This is a genomic window from Pelodictyon phaeoclathratiforme BU-1 (assembly GCF_000020645.1).
GTDB classification, from domain to species: domain Bacteria; phylum Bacteroidota; class Chlorobiia; order Chlorobiales; family Chlorobiaceae; genus Chlorobium; species Chlorobium phaeoclathratiforme.
In genome coordinates this window covers 2,894,895-2,910,855 of sequence record NC_011060.1, presented here as the reverse complement: position 1 = coordinate 2,910,855, position 15,961 = coordinate 2,894,895, and the positions used below count along the sequence as shown (strand labels likewise).

The following is a 15,961-nucleotide window of genomic DNA, read 5'->3' as shown; positions in this document are numbered from 1 at the left end:
ATCAATAATTTTAATTTCAGAAAAACCGCATGGCTTGGATTTGGATTATTTTGAAGAGAGCTGAATGACTATCGCAGAACTTCAAAACCTCCTTCATCCGGATATTCAAGCCCTGCTTGCGTTGCACCATTCCGGTGATCCGGCAGCTTTTGCCATGCAGTTTCATGGTCGCAGTGATTTGCCGGTACGGGCAATGGCGGAACAGCTTGCCTGCCAGCAGAAGGCGGTTAAAAAACTACCCATACTTTCAAAGCATAAACTGCTTTATACACCGTTGGCGCTTGAGCAATCTTCCGGGGAGCGCACGGCTGCATACAAGGCTTCGCTTATGTCGGGCAAAAGGGCAATTGATTTGAGTGGCGGACTTGGCGTTGATGCGATGTTTCTGGCCCGGACGTTTCAGGATGTGGTTTACTGCGAGCGTGATTCGCAGCTTTGTGCGGTGGTTGAGCATAACCTGAAGGTGAGCGGAATTGCCAATGTTCAGGTAAGGAACGGCGAAAGCATCAGCCTGCTTGCGGAGTACCCGGACAACTCTTTTGACTGGATTTTTGTTGACCCTGCTCGCCGTGAGGAGGGGCGTCGCTCCATAGCGCTGGATGCGGCGAGTCCGGATGTTGTGGCCTCTCATGATCTGCTGCTTCGTCATGCGCAGCGGGTCTGCATCAAGGCCTCTCCGGCACTCGAAATCAGCGGGCTGAAAAAGCTGTTGCCCGCCTTGCAGACGATTGTTGTGGTGTCGGTTGATCGTGAATGCAAGGAGATTCTGCTGCTGCTTGAGCGCGCGCACCCTGCGGATGGGCCCGTGCAGGTAAAAGCGGTCTGCCTGAACCGTGATTCGGAGGAGATAACGGAAGTTTTCGGAGGGAATGGTGAGGCGCCGAGAGTGGTTGGAATGGCGGTGAAGGAGTACCTCTATGAGCCTGATCCGGCCATTATCAAGGCGAGGCTTTCGGCGGTGCTTGCGAGGGATTCTGGCCTCCAGTTTGTGAACAGGAGCGTTGACTATCTCACCGCTGATCGCAAAATTGAGGACTTTCCCGGCAGAACGTTCCGCGTGGTTGATTGCGTTCCTTACAAGCCGAAAAGCTTCAGGGCTTTTCTGGAGCGACATGCCATTACAGGGGCAAGCATCCAGCGGCGCGATTTTCCCCTCTCGGCGGAAGAGCTTAGGAAAAAATACCGGCTTCTTGAGAGTGAGAGGGCCTTTCTCTTTTTTACCAAAGACGCTACAGGCCATCCGCTCTGCATCTACGCGCTCAGATGTTTCCCCGGAGACGCAGCAGCTCCCGCTGTGCAAGGCCGAAGCGGAGCCCCTGGATGCTGACACGGATTTCCGGGGCGCCAAGCAGGCGCATGAATTGGTGCAGGATGAGCGTTCCCATAGTGATGACGTCAGCCCTCCCTTCGGGGATGCCAAGCTCAATGATCTGCTCAAGGGTGCTTGTTTTGAGTTGGCTGAGAAAGGCGTGCACCTCTTCGTATTTCAGAGGGTAGTTGTGCACCTTCTCGGCGTCAAAGTGTTTCAGTCCCTGGCTCACCTGAGCGATGGTGGTGAGGGTTCCGGCTACGCCGTAGACGTGCTCCCGTGCAGCAAAAAAGGGGATGATGTTTGCGGTGAGGAGCTGGTCGATGCAGGATTTGGCCGCATCAAACTCACTCTGTGGCGGGGGGAGTGTGGTGAAAAAGCGTTCAGTGAGCCTTACCGAACCGATATCGAGGCTGACACTTTCCGTGACCAAGCCGGATGACCCCATGGAGATTTCGGTGCTGCCGCCGCCGATATCGATGACGGTGAAAAGTTCAGGAACGTCGCTCATGCCAGCCACAGCGCCACCAAAGGTGAGATCTGCTTCCTCTTTGCCTGAGATGCATTGGATGGTTATTCCTGCGGCACGCTCGATGGAGTCGATCACCTCCGTGCGGTTTTTTGCGTCTCTCAGGGCGCTGGTGCCTGCGGCGATGATTTCTTCAACACTGTGTTCATCGCTGATCTGGCGATAGTCAACCATGCAGTCGATAAGTCGTTGCAATCCTCGCGGGTCAATCACTTTGTCGGCATCGACATTTTTTCCAAGCCGCACAATGGTCTGCTTGTGGTAGATCGGCTGCATGGCGCATGTAGCCGGATCAAGGTCGGCAATAAGCAGCAAAGCGGTGTTGGTGCCGATATCGATGCATGAAACGCGTTTGGTCATAGTGGTTTTATAAAGCTTGAGAGCCATTCATCTTCATAGATGGTTTTCTCCGCAGTGTAGCCGAGCCGTTTGAGCAGCTTGTTGAGCCAGGGTTCGTCGTAGACAAGGATGCCGGAGAGGAGCACCGGGGCCGAAGGGGCATATTTGCGGATTACCGGCAGGATGCGGTCGATGACGTTTTTGTTGATGTTGGCCAGAATCAGGTCGTAGCCCTCTTTGAGGTTGACGACCAGATCCTCTTCGGCATCGAGGAGTGCGACCGTGATTTCATCGGCCTGGTTTTCCGCAATGTTTTCAACGGCGTTTTCAGCGGCCCAGGAGTTGTTGTCGAAGGCGAGGATGGGGCGGTTGTTGCCGAGTTTGCGGGCGGCAATGGCAAGAACGCCGGTGCCAGTGCCGATGTCCATGATTTTTTTCTCTTTCAGGTCGAGATGCTCCATTTGGCGCAGCATCAGGCGCGTTGTGGCATGGTAGCCGGTGCCGAACGACATCTTCGGGTTGATTTGAATGACGATCTGTCCGGGTTTTGGCGTGATGTCATTGCTTTGCTGAACAATCAGCAGTTTGTCGGAGATTTCGATGGGTTGCAGGGTTGCCTCCCAATCGGCATTCCAGTTTCTGTCGGCGATGAGGGTTGCTGTGTAAGCGGGAAGCGTGCCCAGCCGTTCCTGCAGCATTGAGCGGAGGCTCTCTTCCTTCTCCTCTGTCCATTGGGTTTCAGGCAGATAGGCGAGGAGCTGGTGATCCTCTTCAAGAAAAGAGTCGATTCCCTCTCCGGCAAGCAGGCCGATGCAGAGTTCATGCAGGTCAGGGCCTATTTGAAAAGCCAGCTCAATAAAGTGGTTTGTTCCGGGTTGAGGCATAAAAATGGTCGGGCAGATTAAGATGGTTGCAGGGTTGCTGTCCGCAATATACAGATTTCCCCATGTAAAGAAGAGATGGGCATCAGAGAGCACTTCGGGAGCGTTTACTCTGTGGTGATCAGGCGTGTGGCAAAGGCGAAATGACTGTCGTAATACCGCTCGTTGAGGCGGCTGAGTTTGACTCCACTGCTTGCTGCATGGGCAAAGCTCTCCTGACCGACAAAGATGCCGACATGATCGATGCTTCGGCTTGCGTTACTGAAAAATACAAGGTCGCCGGGGCGGAGGCTCTTTTTGGGTACCATATTGCCAACTGCGGCAAGATCGCTTGCGGTGCGTGGCAGAATCATGCGGAAGTTTTTCTGATAAAGATAGAGCACAAACCCTGAACAATCGAAGCCGTTTGGGGTTGCTCCGCCGAAGCGATACCTGGTGCCGAGGGATTCGTTAATGGATGAAAAGAGCTGATCGAGCGACTGCGGTTTTATCTTCAGTGGCAAGGGGCAGATGCGGGCGCTGCCTCCACCTTCAGGGCGGCAGGAGATATGCGATTTTCTGTTTTTTAAACTATATTTGCTCTCCATGCGGTATCCTGAACCGCTCCAGGAACTCTGGCAGCCGGTAACGGCGAGTACTGTTCCGATCATGGTGCAGAGGAGCAGGAGTGTTCTGCATTGCAGGCTTCGGTCTGGTCGTGATGCGGCAGGGGTGAATTGTTGCTGCATGAGAGGTGATGTTCTGTTTTTTTATGAAGAGTGGCCATTGCCCGCTTCCTGGTGAAAAGGAAGAGGTGAAAAACAATAAGAGGCAAGATACTCTATTAAATTATTTGAGTAAAGAATATGGCGGTGATGAAATTCGGAGGGACTTCCGTGGGGACGGCCAAGGCAATGCGGCAGGCGATCTCCATTGTTGCAAGGGAAGAGCAGAAGGCGGTGCCTCTGGTGGTGCTGAGTGCCTGCAGTGGTATTACCAATAAACTGGTGCACATTGCTGATGCTTCAGGGCGCAGCGCTCTGGATGAGGCGATGGCCCTGGCTGGTGAGGTGCGCAGCTTTCACCTCAATCTGCTTGATGAGCTGATCAAGGGAGTTGAGCTGAAGGCGGAACTTGCCATCAAGATAGAGGAGCTGGCAAGTCGGCTGGAATTGCTGATAAAGGGTGTTGATATTGTGGGTGAACTGACGGAGCGTTCGAGGGATATGTTCTGCTCCTTCGGTGAGCTTTTTTCCACGACCGTCTTTGCTGCGGCCATGAAGGAGCTGGGTCACAAGGCCGTGTGGGTGGATGTTCGGACGGTGATGATTACCGACGATAATTTTGGCTTTGCCCGTCCGTTGCAGGAGGTGTGTGAAGAGCGGGTGGGTCGCCTCATCAAGCCGTTGCTTGAGGGCGGAATGACCGTTGTGACGCAGGGTTATATTGGTTCAACGCAGGATGGCCGGACGACGACGCTCGGCAGGGGTGGTTCCGACTTTTCGGCGGCGCTGCTTGGTTCGTGGCTCAATGATGATGCTATCCAGATCTGGACAGACGTTGATGGTGTTATGACCTGCGATCCGCGCATGGTGCCTGAAGCGAGGAGCATCAGGGTGATGACCTTTTCGGAGGCGGCGGAGCTTGCATATCTTGGCGCAAAGGTGCTCCATCCCGATACCATTGCTCCGGCAGTGCAGAAAAATATTCCGGTCTATGTGCTGAACTCATTGCATCCTGATGCCAAAGGGACGATCATTACCAACGACCCGCAGCGGCTTTCGGGCATGAGTTATGAGGGGCTGGTCAAGTCGATTGCGGTCAAGAAGGGGCAGTGCATCATCAATGTGCGCTCGAATCGTATGTTCGGTCGCCATGGCTTTATGAATGAACTCTTCGATGTCTTTGCCCGTTATGGTGTATCGGTTGAAATGATTGCGACCAGCGAGGTTTCGGTTTCGCTTACGGTTGACGATAAATGCTTCAGCGATGAGCTGATCGGGGCTCTCAAGGCTCTTGGTGATGTTGATATTGAGCATGGAGTGTCAACCATCAGTGTTGTTGGTGATAATCTCCGCATGTCACGCGGTGTTGCGGGAAGGATTTTCAGTGCTTTGAAGGATGTAAATCTCAGAATGATCTCGCAGGGCGCGTCGGAGATTAATGTCGGTTTTGTGGTCGAAGAGCCTGAAGTGGTAACGGCGGTCAACAATCTGCACCGGGAGTTTTTTTCCGGCCCCCAGAATGAGGGTATTTTTGAAACTCCGGCAGGAAGCCGGTAAGGTGCCGGAATGAACAAACGGCGTTAATTGTCTTTATAATCGGCTGTAAAAACAAGAGGTACTGCACACATGGACTATAAAAAAGCTGGAGTTGATATAAGTGCGGGCGAAGAGTTTGTCCGGATGATCAAGCCCCAGGTTCGCCAGACATTTACTCCGGGAGTCATCACCGATATTGGTGCTTTCGGTGGTTTTTTTCAGCCGGATTTTGCGAAGTATACCAAACCGGTACTGGTCAGCAGCATTGACGGTGTTGGTACGAAACTCAAGATTGCCATTGAGCTTGGTCAGTATGAGACGGTGGGCTCATGCCTGGTCAACCATTGTGTGAACGATATTCTGGTCTGCGGTGCAAAACCACTCTTCTTTCTTGACTACTATGCCTGCGGAAAACTGACTCCCGCCATTGCGGCCTCTGTGGTGACCGGTATGGTCAATGCCTGTCGTGAAAACGGATGTGCGTTGATTGGCGGTGAAACGGCGGAGATGCCGGGTCTGTACCAGGAGAGGGACTTTGATCTTGCAGGTTCCATTGTCGGGGTTGTGGATCATGAAAAAATCATCAATGGCTCGGCAATCAGGGAGGGCGATCTGCTTATCGGGCTCCCGTCGAACGGGTTGCATACCAATGGCTATTCGCTTGCAAGAAAAGTGCTTGAAAACAGGATGCACGATACCTTTCCGGGTCTTGAGGGAACCATTGGAGAGGAACTTCTGAAGGTGCATCGCTCCTACCTTTCTGTTATTGAGCCCTTCTTTGGTTCGCCTGATGTCAGGGGCTTGTCGCACATTACCGGTGGTGGTCTGATGGGCAACACCATGCGCATTGTGCCTGAAGGGCTGGCGCTTGAAGTTGCGTGGGATGCATGGCCCGAACCCCTGATTTTCGATATCATCCGCAGGGCAGGCCATGTGCCCGAGGAGGATATGCGCAGAACCTTTAATCTTGGTGTAGGACTGGTGATGATTGTTGAAAAAAGTGCGGTCGAGAGAGTGCTCTCAACTTTGAAATCTCAACAGGAAAATGCGTACATTATCGGAAAGGTATCCAGAAAAAAATAAAGCAATAATCAGAGAGATTCATGCTGACTTTACTGGCCATTTTGGCGGTGAGCTATATCATTGGTTCCATTCCTACCAGCCTTGTGGCGGGAAAACTGCTCAAGGGGATTGATATCCGGAACTTTGGCAGCGGCAATGCCGGTGGTACCAATGCCTTCAGGGTGCTTGGCTGGAAGCCGGGTCTTGTTGTTACCCTGATTGATATTGTCAAGGGTGTTGTTGCGGCGGTCTCGGTTGTGGCTTTTTTCCGCCACCACCCGATTGGCGCCTTTCCTGACATGAATGAGGTTGCCTTGCGCCTTCTTGCCGGAATGAGCGCGGTTATCGGCCATGTCTTCACGCTCTTTGCCGGATTCAAGGGGGGCAAGGGGGTCAGTACTGCTGCCGGTATGCTGATCGGGATCGCCCCGGTAAGCATGTTGATGGTTGTCGGAATTTTTCTCCTCACTGTCTATATCTCCCGGCACGTCTCTGTTGCATCGATGCTTGCAGCAATTGCATTCCCTTTGATTATTGCCATTCGTAAATATATTTTCGAGCTTGGCAGTGGCCTCGATTACTATATTGGCCTTTTCGGTTCGCCGATCTCCTTTCATGACAGTCTCGACTATCACCTCATGATTTTTGGGCTTATTGTGGCGCTTGCCATTCTCTATACGCACCGGACCAATATCAGACGATTGATCTCTGGCACCGAAAGTCGCGTAACCTTCGGAAAAAAGCATTAAGGCACAGACACTGCGGATGAATATTGCTGTACTGGGGGCGGGAAGCTGGGGAACTACCCTGGCTGTTCTGCTTGCGAAAAAAGGGCATGATGTTCGCCTCTGGGCGCACAGGCCTGAATTTGCCGCAACGCTTGATGCCGAGCGAGAAAATCGCCGCTACCTCAAGGGGGTAGCTTTTCCCGACTCGTTGCAGATAACCCCTCATTTGCAGCCTCTGGTCTCCTGGTCGGAGATGATTGTGACCGCTGTCCCCTCGCAGGCTTTGCGGGAGACCATCCTCGGTTTTTGTACGCTTGATTTGAGCGGAAAAATTCTGGTCAATGTGGCCAAGGGGATTGAGATCGGGACGGGAAAACGGATGTCGGAAGTGCTGCTTGAAGTGCTTCCCGGTGTCTGCCCCTCCCAGGTTGCAGCGCTGTACGGCCCGAGTCATGCAGAAGAGGTCTCGAAGGGACAACCCACTACCGTTGTCGCCTCTTCGTCATCGCTTGCTACGGCAGAAAAGGTGCAGGAGGTTTTCCATACGAGTATGTTCCGCGTTTATGTCAATACCGATATTGTCGGGGTTGAAATTGCCGGTTCGGTCAAAAATATTATTGCCATTGCGGCAGGAATCTCGGATGGCATAGGATTTGGCGATAATGCCAAGGCCGCCATTATTACCCGGGGGATGGCTGAAATTTCAAGGCTTTGCAGCAAGCTTGGTGGCGAAGCGGTGACCATCTCCGGTCTTGCCGGTATTGGTGATCTTGTTGTCACCTGCCTGAGCCGCCACAGCCGAAACCGCTATGTTGGTGAAGAGATTGGACGGGGGCGTTCGCTGGATGAGGTGATCAGCCAGATGAATATGATTGCCGAGGGTGTCCACAGCTCAAGGGCGGTTTATGAGCTGAGCAGGGCCGTCGGGGTTGACATGCCTATCACGCGGGCCGTCTATCAGATGCTCTTCGAACGAAAGCCTGTCGAGCAGGCGATTCTCGATTTGATGACACGCGACCTGAAGCAGGAGCGGGACTGAGCCGTTACCGGTGCTTCTTTGGAAAATCGTACCAGATCAGTTTTCCGCCATCAGGATTTGCATGTTTCCACGAGTCGATATCAAGGTCAATTCTGACCACCCCACAGGTTACCAGATTCTCGATATAACTTCCGGCAAGCAGGTTTGAAAATTCTGTCAGCGTCGGGTTGTGTCCGAAAAGCATTGCCGTAGTGCAGGTGTCGGGGATCTGCTGGACGATTTTCATCAGATGGAGTACACCGCCTTCGTAGATCTCCATTCGTTTCTGGATTTGCTCCTCTGGGTAGCCAAGCGTTTCGCAAAAGAGTTCCGCCGTGGTGAGCGCCCTGGTTGCGGGGCTTGAAAGAACAAGTTCCGGAAGGATCTTCTTCTTTTTCAGAAGGTCGGCCATGAAGGGGGCGGCTTTCATGCCACGCGTGTTCAGCGTCCGTTCGAAATCGCCGGTATTGGCGTTTCCCCAGTCTGATTTGGCGTGACGGACAAGGTAGATGGTTTTCATTTGCATTTGAAGAGATAGCGTTCTTTGAGATCCATGATTCTTCGGTATGAGCGGTCGATACGCTCCTCTGTAATGAGCTTTTTCTGCAGTAGCGAATGCATGATTGCTGCGGCTTTCGAGGCAATTGCCGGATCGTAGCTGGTATTGTTTCCAAAGAGCAGCAGGTCAACACCAGCCTCAATGGCCAAGCGGATGGCCGTTTCAAGGCCGTAATGGTCGGCAATGGCTTTCATCTGCAAGTCGTCGCTCACAATCACTCCATCGAAGCCGAGTCGGGTGCGGAGCACTCCGTCGAGGATCGCTTTTGAGAGTGTTGCCGGGTAGAGGGGGTCGAGTTTTCCATTGAAGACATGTGCGGTCATGATTGGGTCATGATAGCCTGCGGCGATAAGGGCATGGTAGGGCTCCAGCTCTTTTTCTGACCAGCTTGCTGTAATGTCGGTAAAATCACGATGCGTGTCGGTGGTTGAACTGCCGTGACCGGGGAAATGTTTCAGTGCGGGAATAATGCCCTCGTCCCGGAAGAGGCTGCAAATGATGCTGATGTTTCCCGTCACCACTGCAGGGTCGGATGAGAAGCTTCGACCAAGTTTGCCGATAACCGGATTGTCAGGATTGACGTTCAGGTCAGCGACAGGCGAAAGATTCATGCCGATGTGCATTGCTTTCAGCGTTTTTGCACATTGCCGGGTTGCAGCTCTGGTGCTGTCGGGGTTGTTGAGCGCTCCCAGATGCTCCGCCGAAACACTGGAGGGAAATCCCCTGGCTGGCTTGAGGCGGCTGACCTTTCCTCCCTCCTGGTCTATGGCAATCAGGAGCGGAATTTGCGACAACTCCTGCAGCTCCATTGTCAGGCGGGCGAGTTGCTCCGGACTGCTGATGTTCCTTGACGTGGAATGGGATGGCACATCGTAGTCGAAGAGCACGACTCCTCCTATCTGGCGCTCCCTGATATCAGCCCGAATCTCCGGAGCATCAGCAACGCTGAACCCCCGGAAGCCGATCATGAGCATCTGGCCGATTTTCAGAGAGGTGCTGTCGGGCTGTGTTGCACTGTATGCTGTCATGCGAAAGAGAAGCAGGAGCAGCAACGATGCCAGCAGCACCCGTGATCTATTGTTCATAGGCAAAGAAGAGAGTTTTCACCAGATTGTTTAACCGTTTGTCTGCTGCCTGTGGAGCTCTTTGGGCTTCAAACGACCGCTTTCATAATGGTGAGTTCGCCGTCGGCAATGTCGATGGCAACCTCATCCCCCTCCTCAATTTCCCCTGAAAGAATGAGCGCTGAAACACGGTTGGTAATTTTGCGCTGCATTACCCGTTTGAGCGGTCGGGCGCCGAAGGCCGGGTCGAACCCTGCATTGGCAAACCACTGGATGGCCGGTTCAGAGATTGTCAGGTTGATATGCTGCCGCATTGCCATCTCCTTGATGCGGTCGAACTGGATCAGCACAATCTTTTTCAAGTCCTCCCTGGTGAGCGGCGTAAAGAGGATAACCTCATCGATGCGGTTGAGAAACTCCGGCTTAACCTTCTGCTTCAGGAGCTGGAAGAGTTTTTCCTGCAGGCCGGAAAGCATGATCTCCCGGTTTGCTCCCTCCATCATCTCCATTTCAGACTGGATAAGCTGTGCACCGATGTTGCTCGTCATGATGATAATGGTGTTCTTGAAATTCACTGTCCGTCCCTTGCTGTCGGTGAGTCGTCCATCATCAAGAATCTGCAGAAGAATGTTGAAGACATCGGGATGTGCTTTCTCGATTTCGTCGAGCAGGACAACAGCAAAAGGTTTCCTGCGTACCGCTTCGGTGAGTTGTCCACCCTCCTCATAGCCGACGTAGCCGGGAGGAGCGCCCACCAGGCGGCTGACGGTATGCGCTTCCATGTATTCGCTCATGTCGATGCGTATCATGGCATCTTCGTCATCAAACAGATAGTCTGCAAGTGTACGCGCCAGTTCGGTTTTTCCAACGCCGGTCGGGCCGAGAAAGATAAAAGAGCCTATTGGCCGTTTGTCGTCGCCCATTCCTGCCCGTGAGCGCTTGACCGCTTCGCTGACTGCAGTGACCGCTTCTTCCTGCCCGATCACCCGCTTGTGCAGCTCATCTTCAATCAGCAGGAGTTTCTGGCGGTCTGACTGGAGCATCTTGCTGAGGGGAATACCGGTCCATTTCGAGACGATATCGGCAATGTCTTCGGCGTCAATCTCCTCTTTCATGATGAGATCGCCGGATGCTTTTTTTGCTTCAATTTTGAGGCGGTTTTCCTCGATCTGGCGCTCGATGGCGACGGTTTTGCCATAACGGATCTCGGCAACCTTGCCATAGTCCCCCTGCCGTTCGAACTCCTCGGCCTGCACACGCAGCTCTTCGAGCTGCGACTTCAGGCTGCGCGATGACTGAATCAGCTCTTTTTCGCTATCCCATTTTGCCTTGATGACGGTCTGCTCTTCCACAAGATTTGCAAGCTGTTTTTCGATCTCATCCAACCGTTGTTTCGTGTCAGCGGTGCTCATACTATTTCGCGTTTGATTACGGAGTGTGAATAAGAATTTATTGTTGTAAATTTAGGCACAAAAAGATCAAAGTCATCATCTCCACCCATTTTAACCTGAAAAAAGAGTAACGGATAACAACGTGGAAAAGTTCTCAATTGGTTCACTCTCACTCCCTGATGACAATATGCCGCTCTTCATAGCAGGCCCCTGTCTGATCGAAAGTCGGGCAATGGCTCTGCAGACGGCTGATGAGTTGCAGCGCATAAGCCGGGAGCAGGGAGTTCATTTTATTTTCAAGGGCTCTTACCGCAAGGCAAATCGCACCTCCGGGAGATCTTTTACCGGGATTGGTGACATCGAGGCGCTCGAAGTGCTTGCTGAAATTCGCCAGGACTATGGGATGCCAGTAATTACGGATGTGCATGAAACAAAGGAGGTTGCGCTTGCTGCCCGTTATGTTGATGTGCTGCAGATACCGGCATTTCTCTGTCGTCAGACGGAGCTTCTTGTTGCTGCCGGAGAGAGTGGTCTTGCGGTCAATATCAAGAAAGGGCAGTTTATGGCCCCTGAGGATATGGCGCTTGCTGCCGCCAAGGTTGTCGAGACGGGCAACAAGAGGGTCATGCTGACCGAAAGGGGATCAAGTTTTGGCTATCATAACCTTGTTGTCGATTTCAGGGGGCTGGCAAAGATGGCGGAGTCGGGCTATCCGGTGCTTTATGATGCGACGCACAGCCTTCAACTGCCTGCAGCAGGCCAGGGGGTTTCGGGAGGAGAACGTCAGTATGTACTGCCTCTTGCCAGGGCAGCGGTTGCCGCCGGTGTGAACGGACTCTTTTTTGAGATTCATCCGGATCCTTCAAAAGCCCTCTCGGATGCGGCTACCCAGATTCCACTGGCTGATTTCAGTACGATGGTTAAACAACTGCTCCATCTTTACCGGTGTGTGCACGCTCTTCATTCACTCTAAAACATCATACGCTCTTGGAAGGTTTTCAATATTTCGGGATGCAGCCTTCGCAAGCTGATCCAACATCAAGAATTGAAGAGGCACTCAGTGCGGTACGGGCGCTTGTTTTTCCGATTGACGGTGTCCTGAACGGCAGCCGTATTACCTTCGACAGTAATGGAGGAGAGATCTGTTCCATCTCGGTCAGGGATGCTGTTGCCATTAAGGAGGCTCTGAAGCAGGGCATACATATTGCCGTTCTGTCGGAAAGAGAAGCTGAAGGGTATCGTCCCCTGCTTGAAGCGCTTGGTGTAGAGGATCTCTACCTTAACGGGGAAAATCTGCTCTATTCTTATGAGGCATTTCTCCAGCGCCACAATCTTTCCGATGAGGAGTGCGCCTATATCGGTGATGATGTGGGTGATGTTGCCGTGCTGTCAAAAGTCGGTTTGCCTGCAACAGCTATTGACGGCGTTGATTATCTCCGGCACAGGGTTGGTTATATCTCGGGGTATGAAGGGGGAAAAGGGTGTGTGCGGGAGTTGGTCGAAATGATTCTCATCCGACAGGGTAAATGGCCCTACATTGAGTGTCGTGTTGAGGAGGAGTGACTCTTCAGGGCTCTTCCTCTGCGAAATCCGGTGTGAGGGCCGGGTTCATGAGCCCAGCCGTCTCGGCAAGTGAGAGAATACCGACAATGTTGGTGCCGTGACAGGGCTCAACATGCACGTCTCCCCTATAGGTTGTTCCCTGCTCAAGGGCAATTTCAAGTGCGGCTATTTTGCCAAGAAGGCTGTATGCCGCCGACTGTGGTGTTGAGCAGGCGACAGGAGGGTTGTTTTCCCCATGCAGATGATAGCCTTCGGGCAGCAGTTCGATTGATGGATAATCATGCCAGTGCGTCATCGAAGCCCCGAATTGGGCAAGATGAAGGGGGAAGCTCGCTTCTGGCCTGAGCGTCATCAGGATACTTGCCGTCAGGGCATTGCCAAGAGCATGTGCCAGAATGGTGAGGGTGTCGAAGGAGGGCTTGGCAACAATTTCCGGCGGGCACCCCATCGGGGTTTTCAGGTATGCGCGTCCCCTTCCGTTGCGCTGTATCAGCCCGATTTCCACCAGATCACTCTTTGCTTCAAGATGATTTTTTCTGCATCCCGACCTGGTTGTCATGACGCGTACCTGTGGTACCGGAACGAGCATGGTGCGTCCCAGTACCCGGATTCTGACCCTATCCGACTCATTCTCTCCACGATGATCTGTTGATGCCGACTCGCCAAGAACAAGGGCGGGCTTTACGGTAACCGGTAATTGGCGGGCAAAGAAGCCGTAGCTCATGCCGCTTCGCTGGTCGAGATAGCGGGCAACAATGCGTTTGTAAAAGTTGCTGCGGTATTCGAGTCCCTCGGTTGAGGTATGCGTCAAGAGGCAGGCGTTCTTGCTCCACAGGGCGCTGCACTCCAGAAAATCCTTCGCTATGGCCTCAAACTCCGCACTCCCGCTCTGCAGTGCTCCGTGTTGTATGTCAAGCTCTTCACCCCTTGGCGGAACAACCTGTGCCGTCAGTTTTGGCACCAGTGTGTTTCGGACATCCTCAAGGCAGGGAAGCGGCGTATTGAAGTTGACCACTCCGCCGTTCATGGTGCAGATGCTCCACGAGTGGTCGGCGACAAAGATGAGGATATGCACCATATCTCGTGCAAGCCTGCCGACAATGGCGTCGAGGCGCTCCTGGGGGAGAGATTCCGGGCTGAGCGGAGCGGGTTCGTCGTAGATCCCGACGATGATGTTGTTGTACAGTGTTGTGACCCGGTTGATAGCCAGCAGGCTGTCAGGGAAATATCCCGGAGCGAGAATAACGGTGCCCGGAGCGAAACGTCCGTCATCCCCTGAAGCCTCCTCCTGTGAAAGAACGGCGATTCCCAAAGCGTGCATGGCTGCGGCGAGTGCGGAGCAAAAACGTTCGAGCCGGGGCGAAAGATCAGGTGCCGGATAGATAACCGGCCTTAGCCTCTTGCACATCTCCTCAATGAGCAGCGGAGTGTCAGAAGGAATGCCGAGGAGGTGGTAGAGCGAATCGGAACTGATGCTGTTCAATGGACAAAGGATAAATGATAATGGACAATGTGATAATGGAGAGTTGTGAACTGTCGATTGTCAACTGTCAATTGTTCCGAAATTATGCTCGCGCCCCCAGAGCAGTTTTGTGCGCAGGATTTCACAGTAATCGCGGTTTTCATTGGCGACAAGATTGATCGCCACAGTCGATTTTCGGACTGTGATGCTCTCCTGAGGATCAAGCATTTTTTTTAGATTACCGTCGCAGTTCAGGGGGAAAGAGCCGTCGGGTGCATCAACCGATACCTCAATGATTTTTTCGTCGCTGATAACGATTGGCCGGACGGTCAGCATGTGCGGGCATATCGGTGTGATCACAAAGACACTCGATTTCGGCGCGATGATCGGGCCACCGGCCGACATGGAGTATGCCGTTGAGCCGGTCGACGTGGCAATAATGATTCCGTCTGCCCGATAAGAGCTGAGCAGCTCGCCATCGAGTTTTATGATAAAGGTCGGAATACGCGGATAGGCCCCTTTTTCGATAACGACGTCATTCAGTGCACGAAGATGCTGAACCTCATTATCGATCAACACGGTCGCATCAAGTTGAGATCGGGTATGGATGGTGTTGCTTCCGTTCAGCACTCGTTCTATAGCCGTGAACATCTCCGCCTGGGTAAACTCGGTCAAAAAACCGAGGTAGCCGACATTGACCCCGATAACCGGTTTTGTTACGGCGTAATGTGAGGTAAAGAGCAGTGTGCCGTCGCCTCCAAGTGAGATAAAGGCATCACAGTGTTTGTTGAGCTCCTCGATTGGCGCCGAATTATCGGTCTGCAGTTTTTCAGCCGAAAGGCTTTCAAAAATATAGGCAACTTTTCGTTCGTCAAGCCATAAGGCGAGATTGCGGGCAAGATCGAGTGCGTTCTGCCTTGTAACATTGACAACAATGGCGAATTTCATGGCCGGTTCATCTCTTTAAGGGTTTGATAGAGCCGATTGGCCTCATTGAAGCGCGATTCAAGCTGCTCAAGGTCATGTTTTCGCACCTCGTGCGAGAGCAGGTCAAGTTCTCGGGAAAAGCGTTCAAGTTCATCTGCAATGTTGTCGCTGTTCGTGGCGATGATGTCTCGCCAGATATCCCACGAACTTCCTGCCAGCCGTGCAAGCGTGGCGAAGCCGGGTCCGGATTTACTGATTGAATCTCCGCACCAGGTCATCAGCAGTGTCGAAAGCAGTTGGGGCAGATGGCTTATTTTTGCAATGACCCGGTCATGCTCTTCCGGGGTCATCAAGAGCGTTGTGCAGCCTGCTGATTCAAGCAATGCAACAAGAAAAGCCGCTTTGTCGCCTGCAAGCAGATTGTTGTCGTCACAGAGGATAATGCGGCGTCCCTGCAAAAGCTCTGCATTGCTTTCGCGGTACCCCTGCTGCTCCTTGCCAGCCATCGGGTGCATACCGAGAAAAGGGAGTCCGAGCTCCCGGGCCCGGCGGGCGATGAGCGACTTGGTGCTTGAGACATCGCTGACCAATGTCGTGGGTGGAGCAAGCTGGCTGATCTCATCGAGCAGGGCAATATTGATCTCTACCGGAGCAGAAAGAATGATCAGGTCAGCCTGATAGAGTGTTTTTTTGTCATCAGTGAAGCGGTCAACTCCAAGCGATTCAACGCTTTCGCGGTCGCCGTCAGAAAAGTTCGGGTCGAACCCCTGGAAGAAAATATCGCTTTCAAGGGCCAGCGGAGAGCGCTTTATGGCCTGCAACAGCGACATGCCAAGCAATCCGAGGCCGATAAATGAGATGCTCCTGATAGGTGAATCCACACTCATGC

At 52.9% G+C, this 15,961-nt stretch carries 16 protein-coding genes; 7 read left to right on the top strand and 9 right to left on the bottom strand.

What is annotated here, in order from left to right; genetic code table 11:
• Positions 1-64 precede the first annotated feature (64 nt).
• Entirely contained in the window at positions 65-1,327 is a 1,263-nt protein-coding gene (locus tag PPHA_RS13900; protein ID WP_012509439.1) for a class I SAM-dependent methyltransferase, read from the top strand.
• Here PPHA_RS13900 and PPHA_RS13895 read toward each other — a convergent pair.
• The 3 genes from PPHA_RS13895 to PPHA_RS13885 all read right to left on the bottom strand — a co-directional run bounded on the left by PPHA_RS13895 (position 1,260) and on the right by PPHA_RS13885 (position 3,786).
• Entirely contained in the window at positions 1,260-2,198 is a 939-nt protein-coding gene (locus PPHA_RS13895; RefSeq protein WP_012509438.1) for a Ppx/GppA phosphatase family protein, read from the bottom strand. The two genes, PPHA_RS13900 and PPHA_RS13895, sit on opposite strands and share 68 nt — an antisense overlap.
• Entirely contained in the window at positions 2,195-3,061 is an 867-nt protein-coding gene (gene prmA, locus PPHA_RS13890; RefSeq protein ID WP_012509437.1) for a 50S ribosomal protein L11 methyltransferase, read from the bottom strand. Before prmA ends, PPHA_RS13895 begins: the two co-directional genes overlap by 4 nt.
• A gap of 104 nt (positions 3,062-3,165) precedes the next feature.
• On the bottom strand, positions 3,166-3,786 hold the full coding sequence (locus PPHA_RS13885; RefSeq protein ID WP_041526573.1) for a C40 family peptidase: 621 nt from the start codon (positions 3,784-3,786) through the stop codon (positions 3,166-3,168).
• A gap of 117 nt (positions 3,787-3,903) precedes the next feature.
• Between PPHA_RS13885 and lysC the strand changes: the two genes are divergently transcribed.
• From lysC to PPHA_RS13865, 4 genes are all read left to right on the top strand, one after another.
• Positions 3,904-5,319 (top strand): lysine-sensitive aspartokinase 3, encoded by a 1,416-nt coding sequence (gene lysC, locus PPHA_RS13880; RefSeq protein WP_012509435.1) that lies wholly within the window; start codon positions 3,904-3,906, stop codon positions 5,317-5,319.
• A 69-nt stretch (positions 5,320-5,388) separates the two neighbouring features.
• Complete coding sequence (purM, locus tag PPHA_RS13875; protein WP_012509434.1) at positions 5,389-6,381, top strand: phosphoribosylformylglycinamidine cyclo-ligase; 993 nt, start codon at positions 5,389-5,391, stop codon at positions 6,379-6,381.
• 20 nt (positions 6,382-6,401) lie between these two features.
• On the top strand, positions 6,402-7,109 hold the full coding sequence (gene plsY, locus PPHA_RS13870; protein ID WP_012509433.1) for a glycerol-3-phosphate 1-O-acyltransferase PlsY: 708 nt from the start codon (positions 6,402-6,404) through the stop codon (positions 7,107-7,109).
• A gap of 16 nt (positions 7,110-7,125) precedes the next feature.
• The gene (locus PPHA_RS13865; protein ID WP_012509432.1) at positions 7,126-8,127 is read left to right on the top strand and encodes an NAD(P)H-dependent glycerol-3-phosphate dehydrogenase; all 1,002 of its coding nucleotides are present in this window, start codon (positions 7,126-7,128) and stop codon (positions 8,125-8,127) included.
• A gap of 4 nt (positions 8,128-8,131) precedes the next feature.
• Here PPHA_RS13865 and PPHA_RS13860 read toward each other — a convergent pair whose 3' ends face one another.
• The 3 genes from PPHA_RS13860 to PPHA_RS13850 all read right to left on the bottom strand — a co-directional run bounded on the left by PPHA_RS13860 (position 8,132) and on the right by PPHA_RS13850 (position 11,141).
• Positions 8,132-8,626, bottom strand: coding sequence for a SixA phosphatase family protein (locus PPHA_RS13860; RefSeq protein WP_012509431.1), 495 nt, complete (start codon positions 8,624-8,626; stop codon positions 8,132-8,134).
• A complete protein-coding gene (locus PPHA_RS13855; RefSeq protein ID WP_012509430.1) occupies positions 8,623-9,750 on the bottom strand; it encodes a glycoside hydrolase family 3 protein in 1,128 nt (375 codons plus the stop codon). The genes PPHA_RS13860 and PPHA_RS13855 overlap by 4 nt, the downstream gene beginning before the upstream one ends.
• Positions 9,751-9,818: 68 nt before the next feature.
• On the bottom strand, positions 9,819-11,141 hold the full coding sequence (locus tag PPHA_RS13850; RefSeq protein WP_012509429.1) for an AAA family ATPase: 1,323 nt from the start codon (positions 11,139-11,141) through the stop codon (positions 9,819-9,821).
• 121 nt (positions 11,142-11,262) lie between these two features.
• On the opposite strand from PPHA_RS13850, the gene kdsA reads away from it, so the two are divergent.
• Together kdsA and PPHA_RS13840 are read left to right on the top strand one after the other, a co-directional pair.
• On the top strand, positions 11,263-12,093 hold the full coding sequence (gene kdsA / locus PPHA_RS13845) for a 3-deoxy-8-phosphooctulonate synthase (RefSeq protein ID WP_012509428.1): 831 nt from the start codon (positions 11,263-11,265) through the stop codon (positions 12,091-12,093).
• Between the two features lie 38 nt (positions 12,094-12,131).
• Positions 12,132-12,683 (top strand): KdsC family phosphatase, encoded by a 552-nt coding sequence (locus PPHA_RS13840; RefSeq protein WP_012509427.1) that lies wholly within the window; start codon positions 12,132-12,134, stop codon positions 12,681-12,683.
• A gap of 4 nt (positions 12,684-12,687) precedes the next feature.
• On the opposite strand, the gene PPHA_RS13835 is transcribed toward PPHA_RS13840, so the two are convergent.
• Genes PPHA_RS13835 through PPHA_RS13825 form a run of 3 tightly spaced genes read right to left on the bottom strand, consistent with a single transcriptional unit; the run spans position 12,688 to position 15,959 of the window.
• The gene (locus PPHA_RS13835) at positions 12,688-14,166 is read right to left on the bottom strand and encodes a hypothetical protein (RefSeq protein ID WP_012509426.1); all 1,479 of its coding nucleotides are present in this window, start codon (positions 14,164-14,166) and stop codon (positions 12,688-12,690) included.
• 60 nt (positions 14,167-14,226) lie between these two features.
• Positions 14,227-15,093 carry an NAD(+)/NADH kinase gene (locus tag PPHA_RS13830; RefSeq protein ID WP_012509425.1) on the bottom strand — a complete coding sequence of 289 codons (867 nt, stop codon included), beginning with the start codon at positions 15,091-15,093 and terminating at the stop codon, positions 14,227-14,229.
• Positions 15,090-15,959 carry a prephenate dehydrogenase gene (locus tag PPHA_RS13825; protein ID WP_012509424.1) on the bottom strand — a complete coding sequence of 290 codons (870 nt, stop codon included), beginning with the start codon at positions 15,957-15,959 and terminating at the stop codon, positions 15,090-15,092. Before PPHA_RS13825 ends, PPHA_RS13830 begins: the two co-directional genes overlap by 4 nt.
• Positions 15,960-15,961: the final 2 nt, after the last annotated feature.

Bases quoted from the DNA above. Each gene is read 5' to 3' on its own strand.
- PPHA_RS13900 (WP_012509439.1), top strand. From the start codon at position 65: ATGACTATCGCAGAACTTCAAAACCTCCTTCATCCGGATATTCAAGCC.
- PPHA_RS13895 (WP_012509438.1), bottom strand. From the start codon at position 2,198: ATGACCAAACGCGTTTCATGCATCGATATCGGCACCAACACCGCTTTG.
- prmA (WP_012509437.1), bottom strand. From the start codon at position 3,061: ATGCCTCAACCCGGAACAAACCACTTTATTGAGCTGGCTTTTCAAATA.
- PPHA_RS13885 (WP_041526573.1), bottom strand. From the start codon at position 3,786: ATGCAGCAACAATTCACCCCTGCCGCATCACGACCAGACCGAAGCCTG.
- lysC (WP_012509435.1), top strand. From the start codon at position 3,904: ATGGCGGTGATGAAATTCGGAGGGACTTCCGTGGGGACGGCCAAGGCA.
- purM (WP_012509434.1), top strand. From the start codon at position 5,389: ATGGACTATAAAAAAGCTGGAGTTGATATAAGTGCGGGCGAAGAGTTT.
- plsY (WP_012509433.1), top strand. From the start codon at position 6,402: ATGCTGACTTTACTGGCCATTTTGGCGGTGAGCTATATCATTGGTTCC.
- PPHA_RS13865 (WP_012509432.1), top strand. From the start codon at position 7,126: ATGAATATTGCTGTACTGGGGGCGGGAAGCTGGGGAACTACCCTGGCT.
- PPHA_RS13860 (WP_012509431.1), bottom strand. From the start codon at position 8,626: ATGAAAACCATCTACCTTGTCCGTCACGCCAAATCAGACTGGGGAAAC.
- PPHA_RS13855 (WP_012509430.1), bottom strand. From the start codon at position 9,750: ATGAACAATAGATCACGGGTGCTGCTGGCATCGTTGCTGCTCCTGCTT.
- PPHA_RS13850 (WP_012509429.1), bottom strand. From the start codon at position 11,141: ATGAGCACCGCTGACACGAAACAACGGTTGGATGAGATCGAAAAACAG.
- PPHA_RS13840 (WP_012509427.1), top strand. From the start codon at position 12,132: ATGCAGCCTTCGCAAGCTGATCCAACATCAAGAATTGAAGAGGCACTC.
- PPHA_RS13830 (WP_012509425.1), bottom strand. From the start codon at position 15,093: ATGAAATTCGCCATTGTTGTCAATGTTACAAGGCAGAACGCACTCGAT.
- PPHA_RS13825 (WP_012509424.1), bottom strand. From the start codon at position 15,959: ATGAGTGTGGATTCACCTATCAGGAGCATCTCATTTATCGGCCTCGGA.